Raw genomic sequence first — 16,583 nt, 5'->3', positions numbered from 1 at the left:
TTCTGTATCCTTTCCTTATCCGATAGGCTCATATGAACCTGTGAAAAACGTCTGTGTCTCGGAAACGACCACCATAACAGGCACGTCGTCGGGCTCTACAGGCAGGTCATCGCGGATATTCTCGTCGAAGATGAGTCCGCAGGTGACGCCGTCGAAACCTTTGAGAAAACGGTCATAGTAGCCTTTCCCGAAGCCGAGTCTGTGACCGTCGGTATTGTAGGCAAGCCCCGGGACGATGCAGAGCGCGCGGCTGAAAGACTCAGCCTTCTCGCAGTGCTGCACGGGCTCCAAAAGGCTGTAAGCCGCAGGCTCAAGGTCATCACGGCTGTTGATGTAGTAAAAATCCATCTGATTGGAATCGGTACGGCATCTCGGCGCTGCGACCTTCTTGCCGTCGGCAAACGCCCGCGTCAGGATAGGCGATGTATCGACCTCGATGCGTGTCGAGACGAAGCACAGTATCGTTTCACTTTTTTTATAATCGTCGAGACCGAACAGCTGCTCTGCGATACTCTGCGACCGTGAGCGCAGCAGCTCGATGGATAATGCGCGGCGTGCGTGCATTATGCTTCGGCGAAGTTCCTTCTTTTCCATGTCAGCCGCCTTATTTGAACTGGAGCGAAGCAGCCAGAGCCGCCGCCTTACCCTCCGAGCAGAGCACCGCAACGAGTTTCAGCGCGAATCTCATTGCGGCTCCCGCTCCCTTGGCGGTTATGATATTACCGTCGCATACAACGGGCTCGCCTGTGTGCTTTGCGCCGTCGAGCTCCTTCTCGAAGCCCGGGAAACAGGTGCAGTACTTTCCGCGGAGCAGACCCTTATGACCGAGTATCTGCGGTGCGGCGCAGATGGCGGCGATGTATCTGCCGTTATCGCTGCAATAGTCGATAGCCGCCTGAACGTCGGGCGAATTCTCAAGGTTCAGAGCACCCGGCATACCGCCCGGGAGAACTATCATCTCAAGGCCGTCGCCGAGCTTGATCTGATCGTCTGTGATGTCGGTGACGAACTTCACGCCGTGTGCGGCGGTGATATTGTTCGAGCCGATACCCACGGTCACAGTCTCCACGCCTGCACGTCTCAGAACGTCGATAGGTGCAAGTGCTTCAAGCTCCTCAAATCCGTTTGCGAGAAATACGTATACCATAACTGCTTCCCTCCGTCAATCATTATTATTCAGACCTGCGAAAAACTCACGCATCTCGGCGGCTTTTCCGCAGCTCATTTTTCCTTCGGTGCAAGTGCCGTTCACGCAGGACGGTCCTGCGTTCTTGAACAGCAGCGGTGCGGCTTCTCTTGCCTGTCTGAGCATTTCCACAGCGACCGCTCTTATCTCCCACTGTGCTCTGTTGCAGCAGCGCAGTTTGAAGAAGTGCATGAGCGTTCTTGCGTTCATCGTCACGACGATCTTTGTCTCGCAGGCATTCGGTAGCACGAAGCGTGCGTCCTCGATCGCTTTTTTCTTTGCTTTCTGACGAGCCTGCTTTTCATCGCAGCCCTCTGCGAGAAATGTCCTGAAGTGTCTTTCCTCCAGCGTGTCCGAGAGCTTTTTGTAGCTGTCGGCAGCCTGTTTCATCTGCTCCTCGTAAAGAGCAAGTGCTTCGGGGTCTGCCGCTATCTCGGGCGGAGTCACATATTCGAACTGTTCCATGCTGACATATCGCTGGCTCTGCTGCGAGTAGGATGCGATGCGGTGTCTGACAAGCTGGTGCGAGCAGGCTCTCGAAATTCCCTCCACCGCGAATGTGAACGAAACGTGCTCGATAGGGCTTTCGTGACCGATAGACGCCAGCATCTGAACGAAGCTGTTTACCTTATCCTCGGTAAGACCTTCGATAAGCGTATCGACATCGGCGTTCGCATAGCAGAGTTTTGCCGCCGCCGCGATATATTTTTCGGGCTCGGGGGTATATGTCAGGAGCTTGACTTTCATAAAATTGCACCTCTTGATCCATTATAGCATTATACTGCCGCGTTCGTCAACAAGCTAAATTAAGGAAACGGCATATCTTTTTTTATTATAGCACTTATATACGCGATTTGCAAGTATTTTTGAAAAATAAAACCAAAAAATACATTTTTTATTTACAAAAAATAAAAAGACCGCCGCAGCCCGAAAGCCGCAGCGGTCGCATCTTATCTTACGAATTGATGAAATTGTGGTACTCCTGATTGAAGGTCTTGAGTTCGGATTCGATAGTGCCCTTATACATCTCACGGAGCTGGGTCCATGTGTACTGAGCGCCGCCGTCGTCGGTCTTCATTACAGAAGTGTACATATAGGAAATGATAGCTTCCTTGGTTGCGTTGGTAGCCGCGTTGTCGTTCGAGAGAACAAGCGAGATACCGTAGCCCGGGTCGATTATCCTCGTCCAGTTGTCGGAAGCGTACTCCTGATAGCCTACGTTGTACATATCCTCAGACCAGTAGGGGTTCTTGACGAAGAACTTCTCCTTGGACTGTTCCTTGTAGGTCGGGTCGCTGTAAGCGCTCTTTGCGCATTCCTGCCAGCACTTCATAGCCTCGTTCTTCTTGGAGCCCTTGATCCACATATAAGCGTCGATCTCGACGGTTATGTACTGCTTGTCGGCGTTGGGATCCTTCGGCATCGGAACGCTGCCCCAGTTGTTGCCTTCCTTTGGGGTGTGGATGTCGGACGAAGCCCAGGGACCCATTGCGTAGAACAGGATGTTCTGCTTGAAGCAGTCGGAAGCCTGACCGATCCATTCGTTGTAGGAGAGGCCGTTCTTCTTGATGTTATAGAGAAGGTCGGTAGCTCTGTCGAAGTTCGGGTCGTCAACGTTGGAGACGAACATATCCGAATCGGCATCGTACTCAATGAGGGTGTGGCCTGTGGAGTAGAAGATGAAGTTTGCGAACCAGCCGTTGACGCCGTAACGTTCCTCATCGCCCTCAGCGCCCTTGACGTATTCGTCCATCATGTTGTACCAGGTATCCCAGTTCCACTCGCCGTTGAGGTAGAGATCATACGGGTCGTCGAGTGCTGCCGCTTCGATCATGTCCTTGTCGTAGGTCAGTACAGAGTTCGCAACGTACTTGAAGGGTGCGACGTAGTGCTCACCCTTGAGGGTGAACTTGTCGGCGGTCTCCTTCACATCAGCCCAGAGCGGATCCTCGAAGTTGATGATCGGGTCAACAGGCTGGAACATCTGCTTGATGCAGCAGGTCGGATAGCAGTAGGACTCGAACCAGAACATATCGGGCACGTCGTTTGCCAGCAGACGCTCTGCAAGGGTATCGAACTTTGTCAGCGAGGTGGTCGGGTTGTAGTGGATGGAACCGCCCTTCTTCTCGAACAGGTCGAGCTCAACGCTCTTTTCCTTTGCGCCCTTGCCCGGGTTGAGGTCGAAGTAGGAGAGCCATTCAAGAGTGTTCTCGGCGCCCTCGGGGATAGCCTCGATCTCTTCGGTGTCTTCAACGACTACCTGATCCACATATGAGCTGCTGTCGCTGCTGCCGCCCTTTGAGCCGCAGCCGCAGGAGAGTGCCGCAAATGTCAGTGCGAACGCTCCCGCAAGTATTCTTTTAGTTCTTTTCATAATAATAACCTCCGTAAAATTCGCTTTTTTATCGCTATGTAGTACGGTCATTTTCACCTTATCTTACAAAATAATCATATCATATCCACCGAAAATTGTCAATGAGTAACAAACTATTGATATTATTTCTTAATCATTTTTGTGATAACATATCAAAAATATGAACGTACTTTGGTGATTCCATACAATATATAAGATAATATTCTTATATCCCGTTTAGTATTTTTTGCTGTCGGTCAGAATATTCCGACTGCCTGAATGCCCTTGACGCGGCCGTGAAAAATAAAAAATCTGCCTGTAGGACAGTACCTGAGCAGGCAGACTTTGCTAATATTTTTTAAATAATGCACTTTCGCAATAATCGGTAAGAAACAGGCTTCAATCCGTATGTGAAAATTCTGAAACCTATTTCATTTCTTTATATTGCCCGTGGAATCGCGGAGTATTACCCTGTGAGGAACGGTGTAATAGCCGTTGTCCTTGGCGCCCGAGGGCGCTCCGATGTTCGAGATAAGTTTTCTGACCACCATCTCGCCGAGCTTTTCGCAGGGCTGTTCGACGGTCGAAACTGTCGGGAGCATCATCTCGCACATTGAGATATTGTCGAAGCCCATGACCGAGATCTCCTCGCCTATCTTCATACCAAGGTCGTGCGCCTTATGTATCACGGAGATGGCAAGCAGGTCAGACACGCAGAACACCGCGGTCGGCGGGTCGGAAAGGTTCCTGAAATATTCGAGCGCTTTCTGACCGCACTCGTATTCAAAGGACTCGGTGTAGATATACTCCTCGCGCACCTCGCCGAGAAATTCCTTCATGGCGCGGACGTAACCCGAATGTCTGTTCTTGCTGGACGCGGAGCTGTCATTTGCGCCCACAAAGCCGATCTTCCTGTGGCCGAGCCTTATGAGCTCCTTTATAGCGTCGTAAGCCGCCTGTTCGTCGTCAACGACTACGGTCAGCAGCTCGGCGCCCTCTACGCCCTCGCAGCAGAGCGCGATATTATAGTTTTTCGAGAGCTTGTTGAGGGTATCGGCATCGTAGGAAGTGCCCAGCAGGATAACGCCGTCAACGGTGCGGTTGAACAGCATATTCATCTGTCTGACCTCGATCTCGCTGGTGGAGTTCGAGGATGCGCAGATAATATCGTAGCCTCTCGGCTGTGCGTACTTCTGGATGCCTGCAACTATCTTCATGTAGAACGAATGTTCAGAGGTCGGCATCAGCACGAGGATAACGTTTGTCTCGCGCTTGCGGAGATTACGCCCGAGGAAGTTCGGCGAATAGCCGAGTTTCTCGATTGCCATATTTACCTTTTCGGCAGCCTCATCCGAAACGTTGGCGCTGTTGTTCAGCACTCTTGAAACTGTCGCCACCGACAGCCCCGCTTCGTTTGCAACGTCCTTTATCGTAGCGCTCATGTTGTTTTTTCCTTTCGGGATATAATTACTTGTAACATTATATCATATTTTTTAATATTTTGAAATGCACATTTGTACCAAATGTAAACGATTCCCATTGTAAACTTTCCACAAATGCAGACCGTCTGCAAGAAACAGACGGTCTGTTCTCATCAAAGGTACGCCCTTACATCCTCGCAGAGTTTTTCCTCGCTCCTGATTACGCGCCTTGTGAGCGCCGAAACGAGCGGCGATGCGTTCCCGTACTCGTTCAGGTACTTGTTGAGATTCTTTATCCCCATGTTGCAGCCATCGGTTATCAGCCCTGCGGCGGTACTGTCATTCGGGTCGGCTGCGAGCATGACATTGGTCTTGACCGAGCTCATCACCTTTGCGACGGGATGGGGTTCCTTGGTGTCGCTCCCGTAGAAGTGCAGCAGTCTGTGAGCTTCGTTCCCGAGCTTTTCATGCTCGGTCTTTGCGCGGCTCATAAGGTCGCGGAGCTCCTGATTTTGGATGCTGCCGATGATGTCCTCAAGGCTTGAAACGCCCATCTGTATGCCTGCGTTCGTCTCACGCAGAAGTCTTATGGAATCGGTCTTGTTATCCTTCATAAAAAACAACTCCTTTCGCACCTATTGTTCCACGAAAGGAGCTGAGATATACATTATAAAAGCAGGCAGACCGCCGAAGCCGACATACCCTCGCCCGAGCCCGTGAAGCCGAGCTTTTCTTCCGTTGTCGCCTTGACCGAGATCTGTGAAACGTCGGTACCGCAGGCGGCGGCGATGTTTTCGCGCATGGTCAGGATGTGGGGTGCGAGCTTCGGGCGCTGTGCTATAACGGTAGCGTCGATATTACCTATCTCGTAGCCGTTTTTGCGGATAACAGCGCAGACCTCCCGCAGGAGTTTCAGGCTGTCCGCTCCGCTGTAGGCAGGGTCGTTGTCGGGAAAAAGATGCCCGATATCGCCGAGTGCCGCCGCACCCAGCAGCGCGTCCATTATCGCGTGGGTCAGCACATCCGCGTCGGAATGTCCGAGCAGACCTTTCTCATACTCTATTTCTACTCCGCCGAGGATGAGCTTTCTGCCCTCGACGAGTCTGTGAACATCATAGCCCTGTCCGATACGCATCACAATACCTCCCTGTAGTTTCCGAGGAACTTGAAGTATTTAAGCTCTGTTTTCAGCTCTCTGATAAGCTGGAGCACAACAGGCGTGGTGACCGATCCCTCGAAATCGAGGTAGAACATCACGTCAAAATCGGTGTTCGCAACGGGACGGGATTCTATCTTCGTGAGGTTCAGACCCGCAACGGAGAATTTCGTCAGCAGTCTGTACAGCGCCGAAGTCTGGTGAGGCAGGCGCAGGCATACCGAAATCATGTTGGCGTCGGGGTCAAGATGCAGTTTCTTGCTCATCATGATGAACCTTGTGAAATTGGTATCGGCATTGTTGATATTTCTGGAGACTATTTTCAGTCCGAAGTGCTTTGCGCATATCTCCGAGCAGATAGCGGCGATAGGCTCATCCGATTCCTTGACGCGGGATGCGGCAAGGGATGTGTTGACATACGGGCGTGCCGAATAGCCGTGTGCCGCGAGGAATTCCGAACACTGCATCAGCGCCTGTTCGTGGGAGTAAACGCGGTGTACGTCCTCGATATTCGTCTCGGGTCTGATGCAGAGGCTGTGGTTGACCGAGACTTTTGTAGCGGCGCAGATCGTCAGGTCGTACTTGCTCATAAGCTCGTATGTAGCGTTCACGGTGCCTGCGGTGGAGTTGTTTATGGGGACAACGCCGAACTCGGTGGTGCCGCTCTCAACTGCTGCGAAAACCTCCGCGAAGGACTCGAAGAACTGCGGCTCGGAATCGGGGAGCAGTTTGTTTGCGGCGGCGTGAGTGTACGAGCCGATCGTTCCCGGAACGGCTACCGACTGCTTGCCTGTCCTTTCAAGGGGTACACTTTCGAGCTGCGGCTCGTTGGCAAACAGCATCTGGAACTGTCTGCATTTTGAAATATCCATCAGGTTCGTAAACAGTGTCACAGCGGATTCTCCGAGGACTTCGGGAACGCTTTCGCGCACCTGTTCTATCACCTGCTGTTCGCGTTCGGGGTGGAATATTGGCAGATCATTCTCGATCTTGTATTCAGCGACCTGACAGCAGATGTCCATGCGCTTCTGAAACAAATCGAGTATCTGTGCGTCGATCTCGTTGATCTGACCTCTAAGCTCTTTCAGCTCCATGCGATATGCTCCTTTAATGTGTTAAATTCATACACCTTATTTTAACATATAGTGGGATGGATTGCAACCGATTTTACAAAATGGTCATTAATCTTTAAGGTTTCACTGCGAACTGTCCTACTGCATTTGACAACTTCCCTGCTCTGTGTTATAATTAGATTATCTCAGGAAAGGAAGATTTCAGTATGAAAATAATGTCAGTAGATTACGGTGACGCAAGGACAGGGCTTGCGGTTTGCGACAGGACAGAATTCCTCGCATCGCCGATAGGCACTATAGAGGAGCGCAACGCTCAGATACTCGCGATGAAGGTCGCTCACATGGCGGAACAGTACGAGGTCGGAGAGATCGTCATCGGGCTCCCCATGAACATGAACGGTTCCGAGGGTCCCCGTGCGCAGAAGTGCCGCGCTTTTGCGGAAATGGTCGAGTGTGTGACCGAACTGCCCGTCGTTATGTGGGACGAGCGTTCCACCACTGTGACCGCTCATCAGATACTCAACGAGACGAACGTCCGCGGCGGTAAGCGCAAGAAGGTCGTTGATACGGTCGCTGCCGTCATCATTCTTGAGGGTTATCTCGACTACAGGCGCAAGAAAAAGGCATCTGCCGAGTCAGACGAGACTGACAGGACGTAAGCGAACGCATTCCCATTATCAGCAGGAACGCGCCGAACGCTCTGCGCAGGACTTCGCTGACGATAAGACCGCTCAGTGATGCGCCTATGACGGCGCCGACCGTTCCCGACACGAGTGCGGGCGCGAGCTGCTGTATCTCGATCATACCGCTTCGTCGGTAGAAAAACATCGCGGTCAGAGCGCATGGGATGAAGAATACGAGGTTGATGCCCTGTGCCTGCTGCTGGGGCAGACTTTCGGCGAGGGTAAGCCAGAGTATCAGTACGGTTCCGCCGCCCAGCCCCATCGAAGCGCACAGTCCCGAAGCGAAGGATACCGCATACATAAGGATCATTTCCATCGGGCACTCCCCTTTCAGTTCATCAGGGTCTTCAGACCGAAGTAGATCATCAGGCAGGAGAAGAGCCGCTGCAGTGTCAGCGGTCTTATCCGCTTCATGGCAAGGCATCCGACCGCCGCTCCGAGGGCTCCGAAGGGCAGATAACCGAGGGTCTGTGCGGGTTCAAGGCTCCCTCGTGCCGTGTAGACGATGATGCTCACCATGCTGAAAGTCAGCATCATGCAGACGGATGTGATGTGCGCCTTTTTCGGGTCACAGCCGTTTTGTTCAAGCATCGGTACTGCGAGCATCCCGCCGCCCGCGCCGAACAGACCGTTCACCAATCCGCTCGCAAAGCCGACTGCGGCGAGCTTTTGTTTTGAAATATCTGACATAATAAACACCCCGATGAGATTATTCCCATCGGGGCGTATTTTAATCAGTACCGTCTATATCAGTCGATCTCGACCATTATCTTCTGATCGAGTCTTGCAGCGCCGGCTCTCATTACAACTCTGATAGCCTTTGCGATCCTGCCCTGCTTGCCGATAACTCTGCCCATGTCAGCCTCAGCAACGTGGAGGTGATATACGATAACGCCTTCCTCGTTTTCGGGGTCAACACTTACGGTAACGGCGTCCTTATCTTCAACAAGCTCGGTAGCGATAGTCTTTAATAATTCTTCCATTTGTGTGTCCTCCTAATAAAAAAGCGGTAATATCGCAAATGCGATAAACCGCTTTGCCTTTATCAGATAGTTCCGTTCTTCTTGAGAAGAGCCTTAACTCTGTCGGTAGGCTGTGCGCCGTTAGCGATCCAAGCCTTAGCCTTCTCATCGTCAACCTTCAGAACTACAGGCTCCTTGGTAGGATCGTAGAAACCGATCTCCTCGATGAATCTGCCGTCTCTGGGGTATCTCGAATCTGCAACAACTATACGATAGAAAGGAGCCTTCTTAGCACCCATTCTTCTCAGTCTGATCTTTACTGCCATTTTACTTTCACCTCCGTTAAATTTCCTGATTGTATTTAAAGCTCGAAGAGCCTCAAACCTTGATAAAAATGCCGCACAGAACAAACATGATGCCGATAATGATATAGAACACTCTCGCGCCGTTTCTTCCGAGCAGCTTCACGAGCGGTCTCGCCTTGTAATTATTCATAAACCAGTCGTAATCTTTGTAAGCGCAGAATATACAGAACACTCCGCAAAGGATTATCGCTATATTCATGAAATCTTACTTTTTCTTCTTGCCGCCGGGCATCGACATATCGGCAGGGAGCGCACCCATAGCTCTGAGCATATTAGCGCGGCTCATACGCTGCTTTTTTCCGTGCAGCTTACCGTTTCCGATACCGAACTGCTTCATCAGCTTCTGCATATCCTCGAACTGTCTGAGCAGCTTGTTCACGTCGGAGACGTTAACGCCTGCACCGGCAGCTATTCTTCTCTTGCGCTTAGGATCTATGATCGAGGGCTTAACGCGCTCGGCCTTAGTCATTGACTGGATCATAGCCCTTGTATATTTGAGCTGAACTTCGCCCTGTGCGATCTGTGATTCGCTCACGTCAGCGGCACCCGGGAGCATCTTGATGATGGAAGCTACAGAGCCCATCTTGCTGATCTGCTCCATATTTTCGAGCAGGTCGTTCATATCGAAGCCCTTTTCCTGTACCTTCTTTGCCATACGCTCGGCGTCAGCCTCGTCGATGGTCATAGTCGCCTTCTCGATAAGGGAGAGCATATCGCCCATGCCGAGGATACGCGATGCCATTCTGTCGGGGTGGAACATCTCGAACTCGTCGAGCTTTTCGCCCATGCCGACGAACTTGATAGGCTTACCTGTTACGGACAGAACGGACAGAGCCGCACCGCCTCTTGTATCGGAATCGAGCTTTGTGAGCAGCACGCTGTCGATACCGAGTGCCTGATCGAATGCCTCAGCGACCTTTACGGAGTCCTGACCGATCATAGCGTCGATAACGAGCATGATCTCGTTCGGCTCGGCGATCTTCTTGATATCAACGAGCTCTTTCATAAGCTCCTCGTCGATATGCAGACGGCCTGCCGTATCAATGATAACGAGGTCGTTACCGTGATCCTTTGCGTGCTTGAGACCTTCCTTAACGATCTTTCTCGGATCGATCTGACCCATCTCAAACACGGGGACTTCCGCCTTAGAGCCTACGACCTTGAGCTGTTCGATAGCCGCAGGTCTGTAAACGTCGGCCGCGATGAGCAGCGGACGCATCTCTCTCGTGCGCTTGAAATATTTAGCGAGCTTAGCGGCGTGGGTAGTTTTGCCTGCGCCCTGAAGTCCGCACATCATGATAACACAGGGCGGCTTGTTCGGGAAATTCACCTTTGCGCTGCCGTCGCCCATGAGTGCGATAAGCTCATCGTTAACTATCTTAATAACCTGCTGAGCGGGAGTAAGGCTCGAAAGCACCTCTTCACCGATACTGCGCTCGGTGACCTTGCTAACGAAATCCTTAACAACCTTGTAGCTTACGTCAGCCTCGAGGAGTGCCATCTTGACCTCTCTCATTGCTTCCTTAACGTCAGCTTCTGTCAGCTTACCTCTGTTTTTCAGCCTTTTGAATACTCCGCCGAGCTTCTCGGATAAGCTCTCGAATGCCATAGCCTTTCCCCCTTTATATTACATCGGATTTTCAAACTCTTCGAGCTTCGAGTCAAGGTCTTCGAGCAGTGCTATCACCTTGTCGGCGATATTCTTGCCGAAGCTGACCTTCCTGCACTCATCGAGAGCCGCCAGTGCAAGTCCCTTGAATTCAAGGAGCTGTGCTTTCTGGGTCTCCTGCTGAGCCGCGAGCCCGAGCTTGCTTTCAAGTTCTTCGAGGGTCTCCTCACCGCGCTTTATCGCGTCGTGAACGCCCTGCCTTGAAATACCGTATTGTTCCGCAACTTCGGAGAGTGAGAGGTCGTCATGGAAATACATCTCCATCATATCGCGCTGTCTTTCGGTGAGCAGAGCTCCGTACAGGTCGAGCAGTACGCCGATATACAGATTCTTTTCTATCTCCGCAGGCAGTGCCATGTCTCTCTCAGCCCCTTTCGTAAAGTACAATGTCTTTACATCGCTATTTAATTATATATCAAGTAAATCGGCTTGTCAAGGCTTTTGCAGAACTCTTTAAAAAAGTTTACAATTTGCATTAAAACAAGCTATAAATATATGGTATGATTATTCATAATGTTTAATAAGATGTATATAGTGATAATTTGAAAGTGAACGGAGAGGATAATTAATGTTTAGCTTTGACCTGAAAAACGACAGATATTCGCTTTCTTTGCCTGCACTTACTTTCGGCACGGCAAGTTTTGAGCGCAGTGATTCGGATGATATTTATTTCGAGCTTCTCGATACCTACTATAAAGACGGCGGACGCTGTATCGACACCGCGAGAGTCTACTGTGAATGGCTCGAAGAGGGCGCCGATACTTCGGAGGGCGTTGTCGGCAGATGGCTCAAAGCAAGGGGCTGCCGCGATGAGATGATTGTTTCGACCAAGGGCGGTCATCCGCCTTTCGACAATATGGAACAGTCACGACTCACGAGAGAAGACCTTGAGTACGACCTGAATCGTTCCCTCGAAGTGCTTGGGCTCGACTATGTAGACATCTACTTCCTGCACCGCGACGACGAGCTTATCCCCGTCAGCGAGATAATGCCGATACTCAATGACTTCTATCAGAGCGGCAAGGTGCATTTCCTCGGCGCTTCCAACTGGACTGCCGCACGTATCGAGGAAGCGAACAAGTTTGCGGAAGAGAACGGCATGGAGCCTTTCCGTGTCAGCCAGATAAACTACAGCCTTGCACATTCGAGCACCGATACCTTCGGCGACCCGACCGTTGTCTGCATGAACCTTCGCGAATTCAAGTGGTATCAGCGCAACAACTTCCCTGTAATGGCATATTGTCCGCAGGCAAAGGGCTTCTTTGCGAAGCTCGCCAAGGGCGACCCCGCGAAGAACCTTCCCGAGGGCAGCTTCACTTCGACCGCGAACCTCGCACGTCTTGCAAGGGTAAAGCAGTTCAGTGAAAAGGAGGGCATCCCTGCGGCAGTCATCCCGCTGGGCTACCTTAACTCGCAGCCGTTCTTTGTAAGCTCGGTATTTGCGGCTTCAAAGCCCTGGCAGATAGATGAGGACATGGCGGCGCAGGATCTGCGTTTCGACCACAAGACCATCGCTTTCCTCGAAAACATTATCTGACGGGAGTGGGACAGATGCCTTTCGACTTCAAGAAAGAGTATAAGGAATTCTATATGCCGCCGAAAAAGCCTGCTATCGTCACGGTTCCGCCTATGAATTTCATCGCAGTACGCGGTGAGGGCGACCCGAATGCCGAAGGCGGCGAGTACAAGCAGGCGATAGAGCTTCTTTATGGTATCGCTTACACCATCAAGATGAGCAAGAAAGGCAGCAGGCAGATCGATGGGTACTTCGATTACGTCGTGCCGCCGCTGGAGGGCTTCTGGTGGCAGGAGGGCGTATCGGGTATCGACTACAGCCGCAAGCAGGACTTTCGATGGATCTCGCTCATTCGTCTGCCCGATTTCGTGACGAAGGAAGATCTCGACTGGGCGCTGGATGAAGCGCAGAGGAAGAAAAAGACCGACTTCTCAAAGGTCGGGTTCCTTACCTATGACGAGGGGCTGTGCGTGCAGTGTATGCACGTCGGCAGCTACGACAATGAACCTGCGACGGTCGAAATGATGCACGCTTTCATGGAGCGTGAGGGTTACACGCTCGACATCACGGATGAGCGTTTCCACCATGAGATATATCTTTCCGACGCAAGACGGGTCGAGGCGGACAAGCTGAAGACTGTCATTCGTCACCCTATAAAAAAGGCATAAATACAGGGACGTTTCGGTAGCTCTCCGAAACGTCCCGTTTTTTATTTGTGTGCTGTTATGAAGTATCCGCCGCAGTTGTCGGGGGAGATCACGCAGTCTGTGAAATTTATGGGAAGGTAAAGCTCGCTGCCCGTCTGATGGGAGATGAGGTATCCCGAGTAGGAGTACCACTCCCCGTCATCGTAGATGCCGCTGTATTCTTCGAGGGTCAGACCGTTCTCGGTGATTATCTTCGAGTGCGGCAGTCCCACGTAGCGCAGATGCCAGGGCTCGTAGGAAATGCCCGTTTTGTTCTTGCCGCCGAGGGGGTAGCGGATTATTATGCCGAAGCGTGAGCAGTTTTCGTTCATGTATCTTCCTGCGGGGCTCTTTATCAGCGCTTCGCCTGCAAAACCGTTGACGTAGACATCGGCGGCGAGCCCTGTGTTATGTTCGCTCGCACCCGGCAGCTGGGCGGTGTCGGCACCCTCTTCGTTGTAAATCTGCTGCTGTTCGGTAAGACTGCGGTAGCCCGACGAGAAGTACAGACCCTCGCCGCAGTTGTTTTTCACGTCCTCGTTCAGCTCGGCGAAGGCGTCGGCAAATTCGCGCCTGAGGTAGATGCCCGTATCCTTGTAATCGGTGAGCGAGGGGGTGTATTCGCTGTCCAGCATATGTTCGGAATTCACGAGCATCAGCTGTTCGCTGAAGGTCACATCCTCGCGGCTGTTCAGTTCTTCGAGGGAGTGCTTTTCCGTGCTGATGACCGTTTTTTCGGGAAGTGTGCCGCTTCTGACCGTGTTTTCGGCGGCTGTGGTCATGACAAATCTCCAGTCGGGGCGCATCGCGAGAGCGGTGCCCCCTGCCGCCAATACGATGGCGGCGGTGAATAATGCAGCTAATTTTTTCATTTTGTTGTCCTCTTCTTTTATTTTTGTCTCTTTATTCTCCGCCGAGCATCAGAACAGGCTCGGACATGGGTTCGGGTTCGTTTTTGGGGAATAATACCGATGCTTTGAATAGGTCGCCGTCTATCTCTATGGCGAATCTGCCGCCGCAGGCTTCAGTGAACGATTTTGCTATCGACAGTCCGAGACCGCTTCCGCCGTCGCTGCGGCTCTTGTCTCCGCGGGCAAAGCGTTCGAGTATCTCGTCAGCGGTAAAGTCTATCTCTCTTTCGCTGACATTCTTCACCGTCAGCTCAAAGCCCTCGGAAGTCTCGGTAAGGTCGATGAATATCCTTGTAAAAGGCATCGAATATTTCAGCGCGTTGTCGAGAAGGTTCTGTATCACGCGGTAGAGCTTCACGCCGTCAGCGATTATCGGGGCGTTTTCGGGAACGATGTTTACTCTGAGGTCGCGTCCCGAGACTTCGGTCTTGTCTGAGTTGTCCGCCAGAACCTGCCGCGTGAGTATCGCCATGTCAAGCTCGTCCAGCTCCACCTCGACGCCGCTCACCGCCTTTGCGAGGGTGAACACATCGCTGACGATGTCGCGGAGCTTGTCCGCCTTGCGGGAGATGATGCTGACGTAGTCGCGGGCTTCGTCCGAGAGCTCGCTCTTTTCCAGCAGGTCAATGTAGCTGATAATAGAGGTTAGGGGCGTTTTCAGGTCGTGGCTGACGTTTGTCACCAGCTCGACCTTCATGCGCTCACTCTGTACCTGCTGTTCGACCGCCTGCTCGGCGCGAGCCGACACGTCCTCAAGGCGTCGGCTGAGAGGTTTGAGGGGCGAGGTCTCGCCGATGGGTCTGAAACGAACCTGCTCGGATTCGGGTTTGAGCATATTGTCCGCCTGCTTTTCGAGCTTGCTGAATCCGCACACGAGCCTGAACGATACGACAGCAATCCTTATCGCAAACAGCATAAATATTCCTGCGACTAAATACGCCTCATCAGACGGCAGGTAATTGTAAACGTTCAGCGCTATCAGACCCGAAATGATTATCTCTGCTGTCATTAATGCATAGCGCGTTAACACCGACAGCCCTCTGTGCCATCTGATGAAGGAGATGCCTGCCGCTTTTCTGCGGATGCCTTCCGACCTTTTCCAGATGTGCTTTGCCATGAGGTCGGGGTGTCTGAGACCGCTGACCTTTATCCAGCGGACAATTCCCTCCACCGAGAGCACCAGCAGGAAATGAGCCGCCGCGATGACCAGTCCCCAGCACGCGAAATGCTTTATCCTCGGGCTCAGCGGCGTGTCGAAGGTATACCAGTAGTGATGTCGGTCGTCGATACCGAAAGCGATCAGGATCATCGAGAAAAACACCATCACCGCCGAAAAGTCGGGCTTGAATACTGCCGTTCTCCGGCCGCTGTCTTCGCGGTAGTACTCGGCTCGGCGCGTTATGGTGAGGATGACCGCCGCCGCAGTGAAGCTCAGCCACGCGATGGTCAGCGCTTCGAGAAGGGTGTTGTAGAAGTCGTATTCCTGCTTTTTCGCTTCTGTGTAGGTCTGGATAGCCGCGGGGATGTCGGTCTTGGGAGCCATGAATACGGTCAGCTTTTCGGTGTCGAGGGTCTCGAAGTCGTAGTCGGGGAAGTTTTTCAGCTCCACCCAGTTAGTGCCCTCTGCCGCACCGCCGAACTGATTGAGCAGCTCGTAATAACGTTCGGTGCCTTGTTCACAGCGCTCTCCATCATGCACCTCACTGTCGTTGATGTACTCGCGATACAGGCCGTCTGTGTCTACATAGCCTATCATGCCTTCTACAAGGGTCACGCTGCCGTCTGTGTTCAGATGCAGCACGCCTTCGGGCTTTTCACTGCTGCTGTAGGTCGAGATGCATTTGTCGCCGTTGTTGTCGAAGCAGAAGATGTAGTTGCCGTAATTGTCCGTGCCGCAGGTGCCGAACATCACTCTGTCCGAGTCGATGTATTCGCTGGTGAGCTTGACTCCGCCGTGTTTGTCGGAAACGGTGTAGTATGTCTCGGTCTTGCCTCTGCCGCCCTCGTTGTACTTGGTCACGAAGTTCAGCAGATTGCTGCTTCTGAGGTAGAACCAGTCGCTGTAGTCCTCTTTGAGCATATCAGGGACGCTGCCTATCTCGTCGGGCTTTACCGTTTTGTACTTGCCGATGTTCGTGAGGAATTCATCGCCGTAGCTGACAAAGAACCAGTAGTAATCGCTGTCGATGTTGGTTATCCTGTACTGCGACTGAGCTATCGACAGTCCGCGCAGTGCGCCGCCTTCGATGCCGAAGGGATTTTTGCCGTCGTCAAATCTGAACCACGAGAGCTTTCCTATCATGTTCTCGTACAGCTGGGACGTACCTGTGTACTTCCCTTTCTCGCAGTTTGACAGGTAGACCGTGCCGACGGTACACAGGTCGCTGTAAACCGCGTTGCGGCAGGTATTGTATATCGCTATGTTGTCTGTTGTGCTGTCTTCGGAAGGGATATCGTTATAGTATCCCTCGGATGCTACCGATACGCTTTTTGCGTTGTTGAACATCGGCTTGACAACGCAGACCGCAGCCGCACAAAGCGAAGCCGCGACGCACATGATATCCCTCAGAAGGGTCTTTCTTATCCGTTTTGCTGTCTCCAT

Annotated in this window: 20 protein-coding genes; 3 read left to right on the top strand and 17 right to left on the bottom strand. The window is 52.2% G+C overall.

What is annotated here, in order from left to right; genetic code table 11:
• Positions 1-15: 15 nt before the first annotated feature.
• The 8 genes from BT142_RS08985 to BT142_RS08950 form a co-directional block, all read right to left on the bottom strand.
• Entirely contained in the window at positions 16-594 is a 579-nt protein-coding gene (locus BT142_RS08985; RefSeq protein WP_072417866.1) for a 5-formyltetrahydrofolate cyclo-ligase, read from the bottom strand.
• 10 nt (positions 595-604) lie between these two features.
• The gene (locus tag BT142_RS08980) at positions 605-1,147 is read right to left on the bottom strand and encodes a DJ-1 family glyoxalase III (RefSeq protein WP_072417865.1); all 543 of its coding nucleotides are present in this window, start codon (positions 1,145-1,147) and stop codon (positions 605-607) included.
• A 15-nt stretch (positions 1,148-1,162) separates the two neighbouring features.
• The gene (thyX, locus tag BT142_RS08975) at positions 1,163-1,933 is read right to left on the bottom strand and encodes an FAD-dependent thymidylate synthase (RefSeq protein ID WP_072417864.1); all 771 of its coding nucleotides are present in this window, start codon (positions 1,931-1,933) and stop codon (positions 1,163-1,165) included.
• A gap of 208 nt (positions 1,934-2,141) precedes the next feature.
• On the bottom strand, positions 2,142-3,560 hold the full coding sequence (locus BT142_RS08970; protein ID WP_072417863.1) for an ABC transporter substrate-binding protein: 1,419 nt from the start codon (positions 3,558-3,560) through the stop codon (positions 2,142-2,144).
• A 410-nt stretch (positions 3,561-3,970) separates the two neighbouring features.
• A complete protein-coding gene (locus BT142_RS08965) occupies positions 3,971-4,981 on the bottom strand; it encodes a LacI family DNA-binding transcriptional regulator (RefSeq protein WP_072417862.1) in 1,011 nt (336 codons plus the stop codon).
• A 152-nt stretch (positions 4,982-5,133) separates the two neighbouring features.
• Positions 5,134-5,574, bottom strand: coding sequence for a hypothetical protein (locus BT142_RS08960; RefSeq protein ID WP_072417861.1), 441 nt, complete (start codon positions 5,572-5,574; stop codon positions 5,134-5,136).
• Positions 5,575-5,627: 53 nt separating this feature from the next.
• Complete coding sequence (ispF, locus tag BT142_RS08955) at positions 5,628-6,095, bottom strand: 2-C-methyl-D-erythritol 2,4-cyclodiphosphate synthase (protein WP_072417860.1); 468 nt, start codon at positions 6,093-6,095, stop codon at positions 5,628-5,630.
• Positions 6,095-7,210, bottom strand: coding sequence for a bifunctional chorismate mutase/prephenate dehydratase (locus BT142_RS08950; protein ID WP_072417859.1), 1,116 nt, complete (start codon positions 7,208-7,210; stop codon positions 6,095-6,097). Before BT142_RS08950 ends, ispF begins: the two co-directional genes overlap by 1 nt.
• A gap of 185 nt (positions 7,211-7,395) precedes the next feature.
• Between BT142_RS08950 and ruvX the strand changes: the two genes are divergently transcribed.
• Positions 7,396-7,848 (top strand): Holliday junction resolvase RuvX, encoded by a 453-nt coding sequence (gene ruvX, locus BT142_RS08945; RefSeq protein ID WP_072417858.1) that lies wholly within the window; start codon positions 7,396-7,398, stop codon positions 7,846-7,848.
• Here ruvX and BT142_RS08940 read toward each other — a convergent pair.
• From BT142_RS08940 to ylxM, 7 genes are all read right to left on the bottom strand, one after another.
• Positions 7,772-8,188, bottom strand: a complete 417-nt coding sequence (locus tag BT142_RS08940; RefSeq protein WP_072417857.1) for a sulfite exporter TauE/SafE family protein — start codon at positions 8,186-8,188, stop codon at positions 7,772-7,774. The genes ruvX and BT142_RS08940 overlap by 77 nt on opposite strands.
• Positions 8,189-8,202: 14 nt before the next feature.
• Positions 8,203-8,562, bottom strand: a complete 360-nt coding sequence (locus BT142_RS08935; RefSeq protein WP_072417856.1) for a sulfite exporter TauE/SafE family protein — start codon at positions 8,560-8,562, stop codon at positions 8,203-8,205.
• Between the two features lie 59 nt (positions 8,563-8,621).
• Positions 8,622-8,855: a KH domain-containing protein gene (locus tag BT142_RS08930; protein ID WP_072417855.1), complete on the bottom strand. Its 234-nt coding sequence runs from the start codon at positions 8,853-8,855 to the stop codon at positions 8,622-8,624.
• A gap of 62 nt (positions 8,856-8,917) precedes the next feature.
• The gene (gene rpsP / locus BT142_RS08925) at positions 8,918-9,160 is read right to left on the bottom strand and encodes a 30S ribosomal protein S16 (RefSeq protein WP_072417854.1); all 243 of its coding nucleotides are present in this window, start codon (positions 9,158-9,160) and stop codon (positions 8,918-8,920) included.
• 52 nt (positions 9,161-9,212) lie between these two features.
• Positions 9,213-9,398 carry an Imm17 family immunity protein gene (locus tag BT142_RS08920; RefSeq protein ID WP_072417853.1) on the bottom strand — a complete coding sequence of 62 codons (186 nt, stop codon included), beginning with the start codon at positions 9,396-9,398 and terminating at the stop codon, positions 9,213-9,215.
• A 6-nt stretch (positions 9,399-9,404) separates the two neighbouring features.
• On the bottom strand, positions 9,405-10,808 hold the full coding sequence (gene ffh, locus BT142_RS08915; protein WP_072417852.1) for a signal recognition particle protein: 1,404 nt from the start codon (positions 10,806-10,808) through the stop codon (positions 9,405-9,407).
• Positions 10,809-10,826: 18 nt separating this feature from the next.
• Positions 10,827-11,225 (bottom strand): YlxM family DNA-binding protein, encoded by a 399-nt coding sequence (ylxM, locus tag BT142_RS08910; RefSeq protein WP_072417851.1) that lies wholly within the window; start codon positions 11,223-11,225, stop codon positions 10,827-10,829.
• Between the two features lie 211 nt (positions 11,226-11,436).
• Here ylxM and BT142_RS08905 point away from each other — a divergent pair, with 211 nt between their 5' ends.
• Both BT142_RS08905 and BT142_RS08900 read left to right on the top strand, forming a co-directional pair.
• Entirely contained in the window at positions 11,437-12,405 is a 969-nt protein-coding gene (locus BT142_RS08905) for an aldo/keto reductase (RefSeq protein WP_072417850.1), read from the top strand.
• Positions 12,406-12,419: 14 nt separating this feature from the next.
• Positions 12,420-13,052 carry a GyrI-like domain-containing protein gene (locus BT142_RS08900; protein WP_072417849.1) on the top strand — a complete coding sequence of 211 codons (633 nt, stop codon included), beginning with the start codon at positions 12,420-12,422 and terminating at the stop codon, positions 13,050-13,052.
• A 41-nt stretch (positions 13,053-13,093) separates the two neighbouring features.
• On the opposite strand, the gene BT142_RS08895 is transcribed toward BT142_RS08900, so the two are convergent.
• Both BT142_RS08895 and BT142_RS08890 read right to left on the bottom strand, forming a co-directional pair.
• A complete protein-coding gene (locus tag BT142_RS08895) occupies positions 13,094-13,942 on the bottom strand; it encodes a M15 family metallopeptidase (RefSeq protein ID WP_072417848.1) in 849 nt (282 codons plus the stop codon).
• Positions 13,943-13,973: 31 nt separating this feature from the next.
• Positions 13,974-16,583 (bottom strand): sensor histidine kinase, encoded by a 2,610-nt coding sequence (locus BT142_RS08890; RefSeq protein ID WP_072417847.1) that lies wholly within the window; start codon positions 16,581-16,583, stop codon positions 13,974-13,976.

The sequence above is a fragment of the Ruminococcus sp. YE71 genome (assembly GCF_900119155.1).
GTDB lineage: Bacteria > Bacillota > Clostridia > Oscillospirales > Ruminococcaceae > YE71.
Note: the sequence above shows the minus strand (reverse complement) of the source record. Positions and strands in the feature narration are given on the sequence as shown.

Bases quoted from the DNA above. Each gene is read 5' to 3' on its own strand.
- BT142_RS08985 (WP_072417866.1), bottom strand. From the start codon at position 594: ATGGAAAAGAAGGAACTTCGCCGAAGCATAATGCACGCACGCCGCGCA.
- BT142_RS08980 (WP_072417865.1), bottom strand. From the start codon at position 1,147: ATGGTATACGTATTTCTCGCAAACGGATTTGAGGAGCTTGAAGCACTT.
- thyX (WP_072417864.1), bottom strand. From the start codon at position 1,933: ATGAAAGTCAAGCTCCTGACATATACCCCCGAGCCCGAAAAATATATC.
- BT142_RS08970 (WP_072417863.1), bottom strand. From the start codon at position 3,560: ATGAAAAGAACTAAAAGAATACTTGCGGGAGCGTTCGCACTGACATTT.
- BT142_RS08965 (WP_072417862.1), bottom strand. From the start codon at position 4,981: ATGAGCGCTACGATAAAGGACGTTGCAAACGAAGCGGGGCTGTCGGTG.
- BT142_RS08960 (WP_072417861.1), bottom strand. From the start codon at position 5,574: ATGAAGGATAACAAGACCGATTCCATAAGACTTCTGCGTGAGACGAAC.
- ispF (WP_072417860.1), bottom strand. From the start codon at position 6,095: ATGCGTATCGGACAGGGCTATGATGTTCACAGACTCGTCGAGGGCAGA.
- BT142_RS08950 (WP_072417859.1), bottom strand. From the start codon at position 7,210: ATGGAGCTGAAAGAGCTTAGAGGTCAGATCAACGAGATCGACGCACAG.
- ruvX (WP_072417858.1), top strand. From the start codon at position 7,396: ATGAAAATAATGTCAGTAGATTACGGTGACGCAAGGACAGGGCTTGCG.
- BT142_RS08940 (WP_072417857.1), bottom strand. From the start codon at position 8,188: ATGGAAATGATCCTTATGTATGCGGTATCCTTCGCTTCGGGACTGTGC.
- BT142_RS08935 (WP_072417856.1), bottom strand. From the start codon at position 8,562: ATGTCAGATATTTCAAAACAAAAGCTCGCCGCAGTCGGCTTTGCGAGC.
- BT142_RS08930 (WP_072417855.1), bottom strand. From the start codon at position 8,855: ATGGAAGAATTATTAAAGACTATCGCTACCGAGCTTGTTGAAGATAAG.
- rpsP (WP_072417854.1), bottom strand. From the start codon at position 9,160: ATGGCAGTAAAGATCAGACTGAGAAGAATGGGTGCTAAGAAGGCTCCT.
- BT142_RS08920 (WP_072417853.1), bottom strand. From the start codon at position 9,398: ATGAATATAGCGATAATCCTTTGCGGAGTGTTCTGTATATTCTGCGCT.
- ffh (WP_072417852.1), bottom strand. From the start codon at position 10,808: ATGGCATTCGAGAGCTTATCCGAGAAGCTCGGCGGAGTATTCAAAAGG.
- ylxM (WP_072417851.1), bottom strand. From the start codon at position 11,225: ATGGCACTGCCTGCGGAGATAGAAAAGAATCTGTATATCGGCGTACTG.
- BT142_RS08905 (WP_072417850.1), top strand. From the start codon at position 11,437: ATGTTTAGCTTTGACCTGAAAAACGACAGATATTCGCTTTCTTTGCCT.
- BT142_RS08900 (WP_072417849.1), top strand. From the start codon at position 12,420: ATGCCTTTCGACTTCAAGAAAGAGTATAAGGAATTCTATATGCCGCCG.
- BT142_RS08895 (WP_072417848.1), bottom strand. From the start codon at position 13,942: ATGAAAAAATTAGCTGCATTATTCACCGCCGCCATCGTATTGGCGGCA.
- BT142_RS08890 (WP_072417847.1), bottom strand. From the start codon at position 16,583: ATGGAGACAGCAAAACGGATAAGAAAGACCCTTCTGAGGGATATCATG.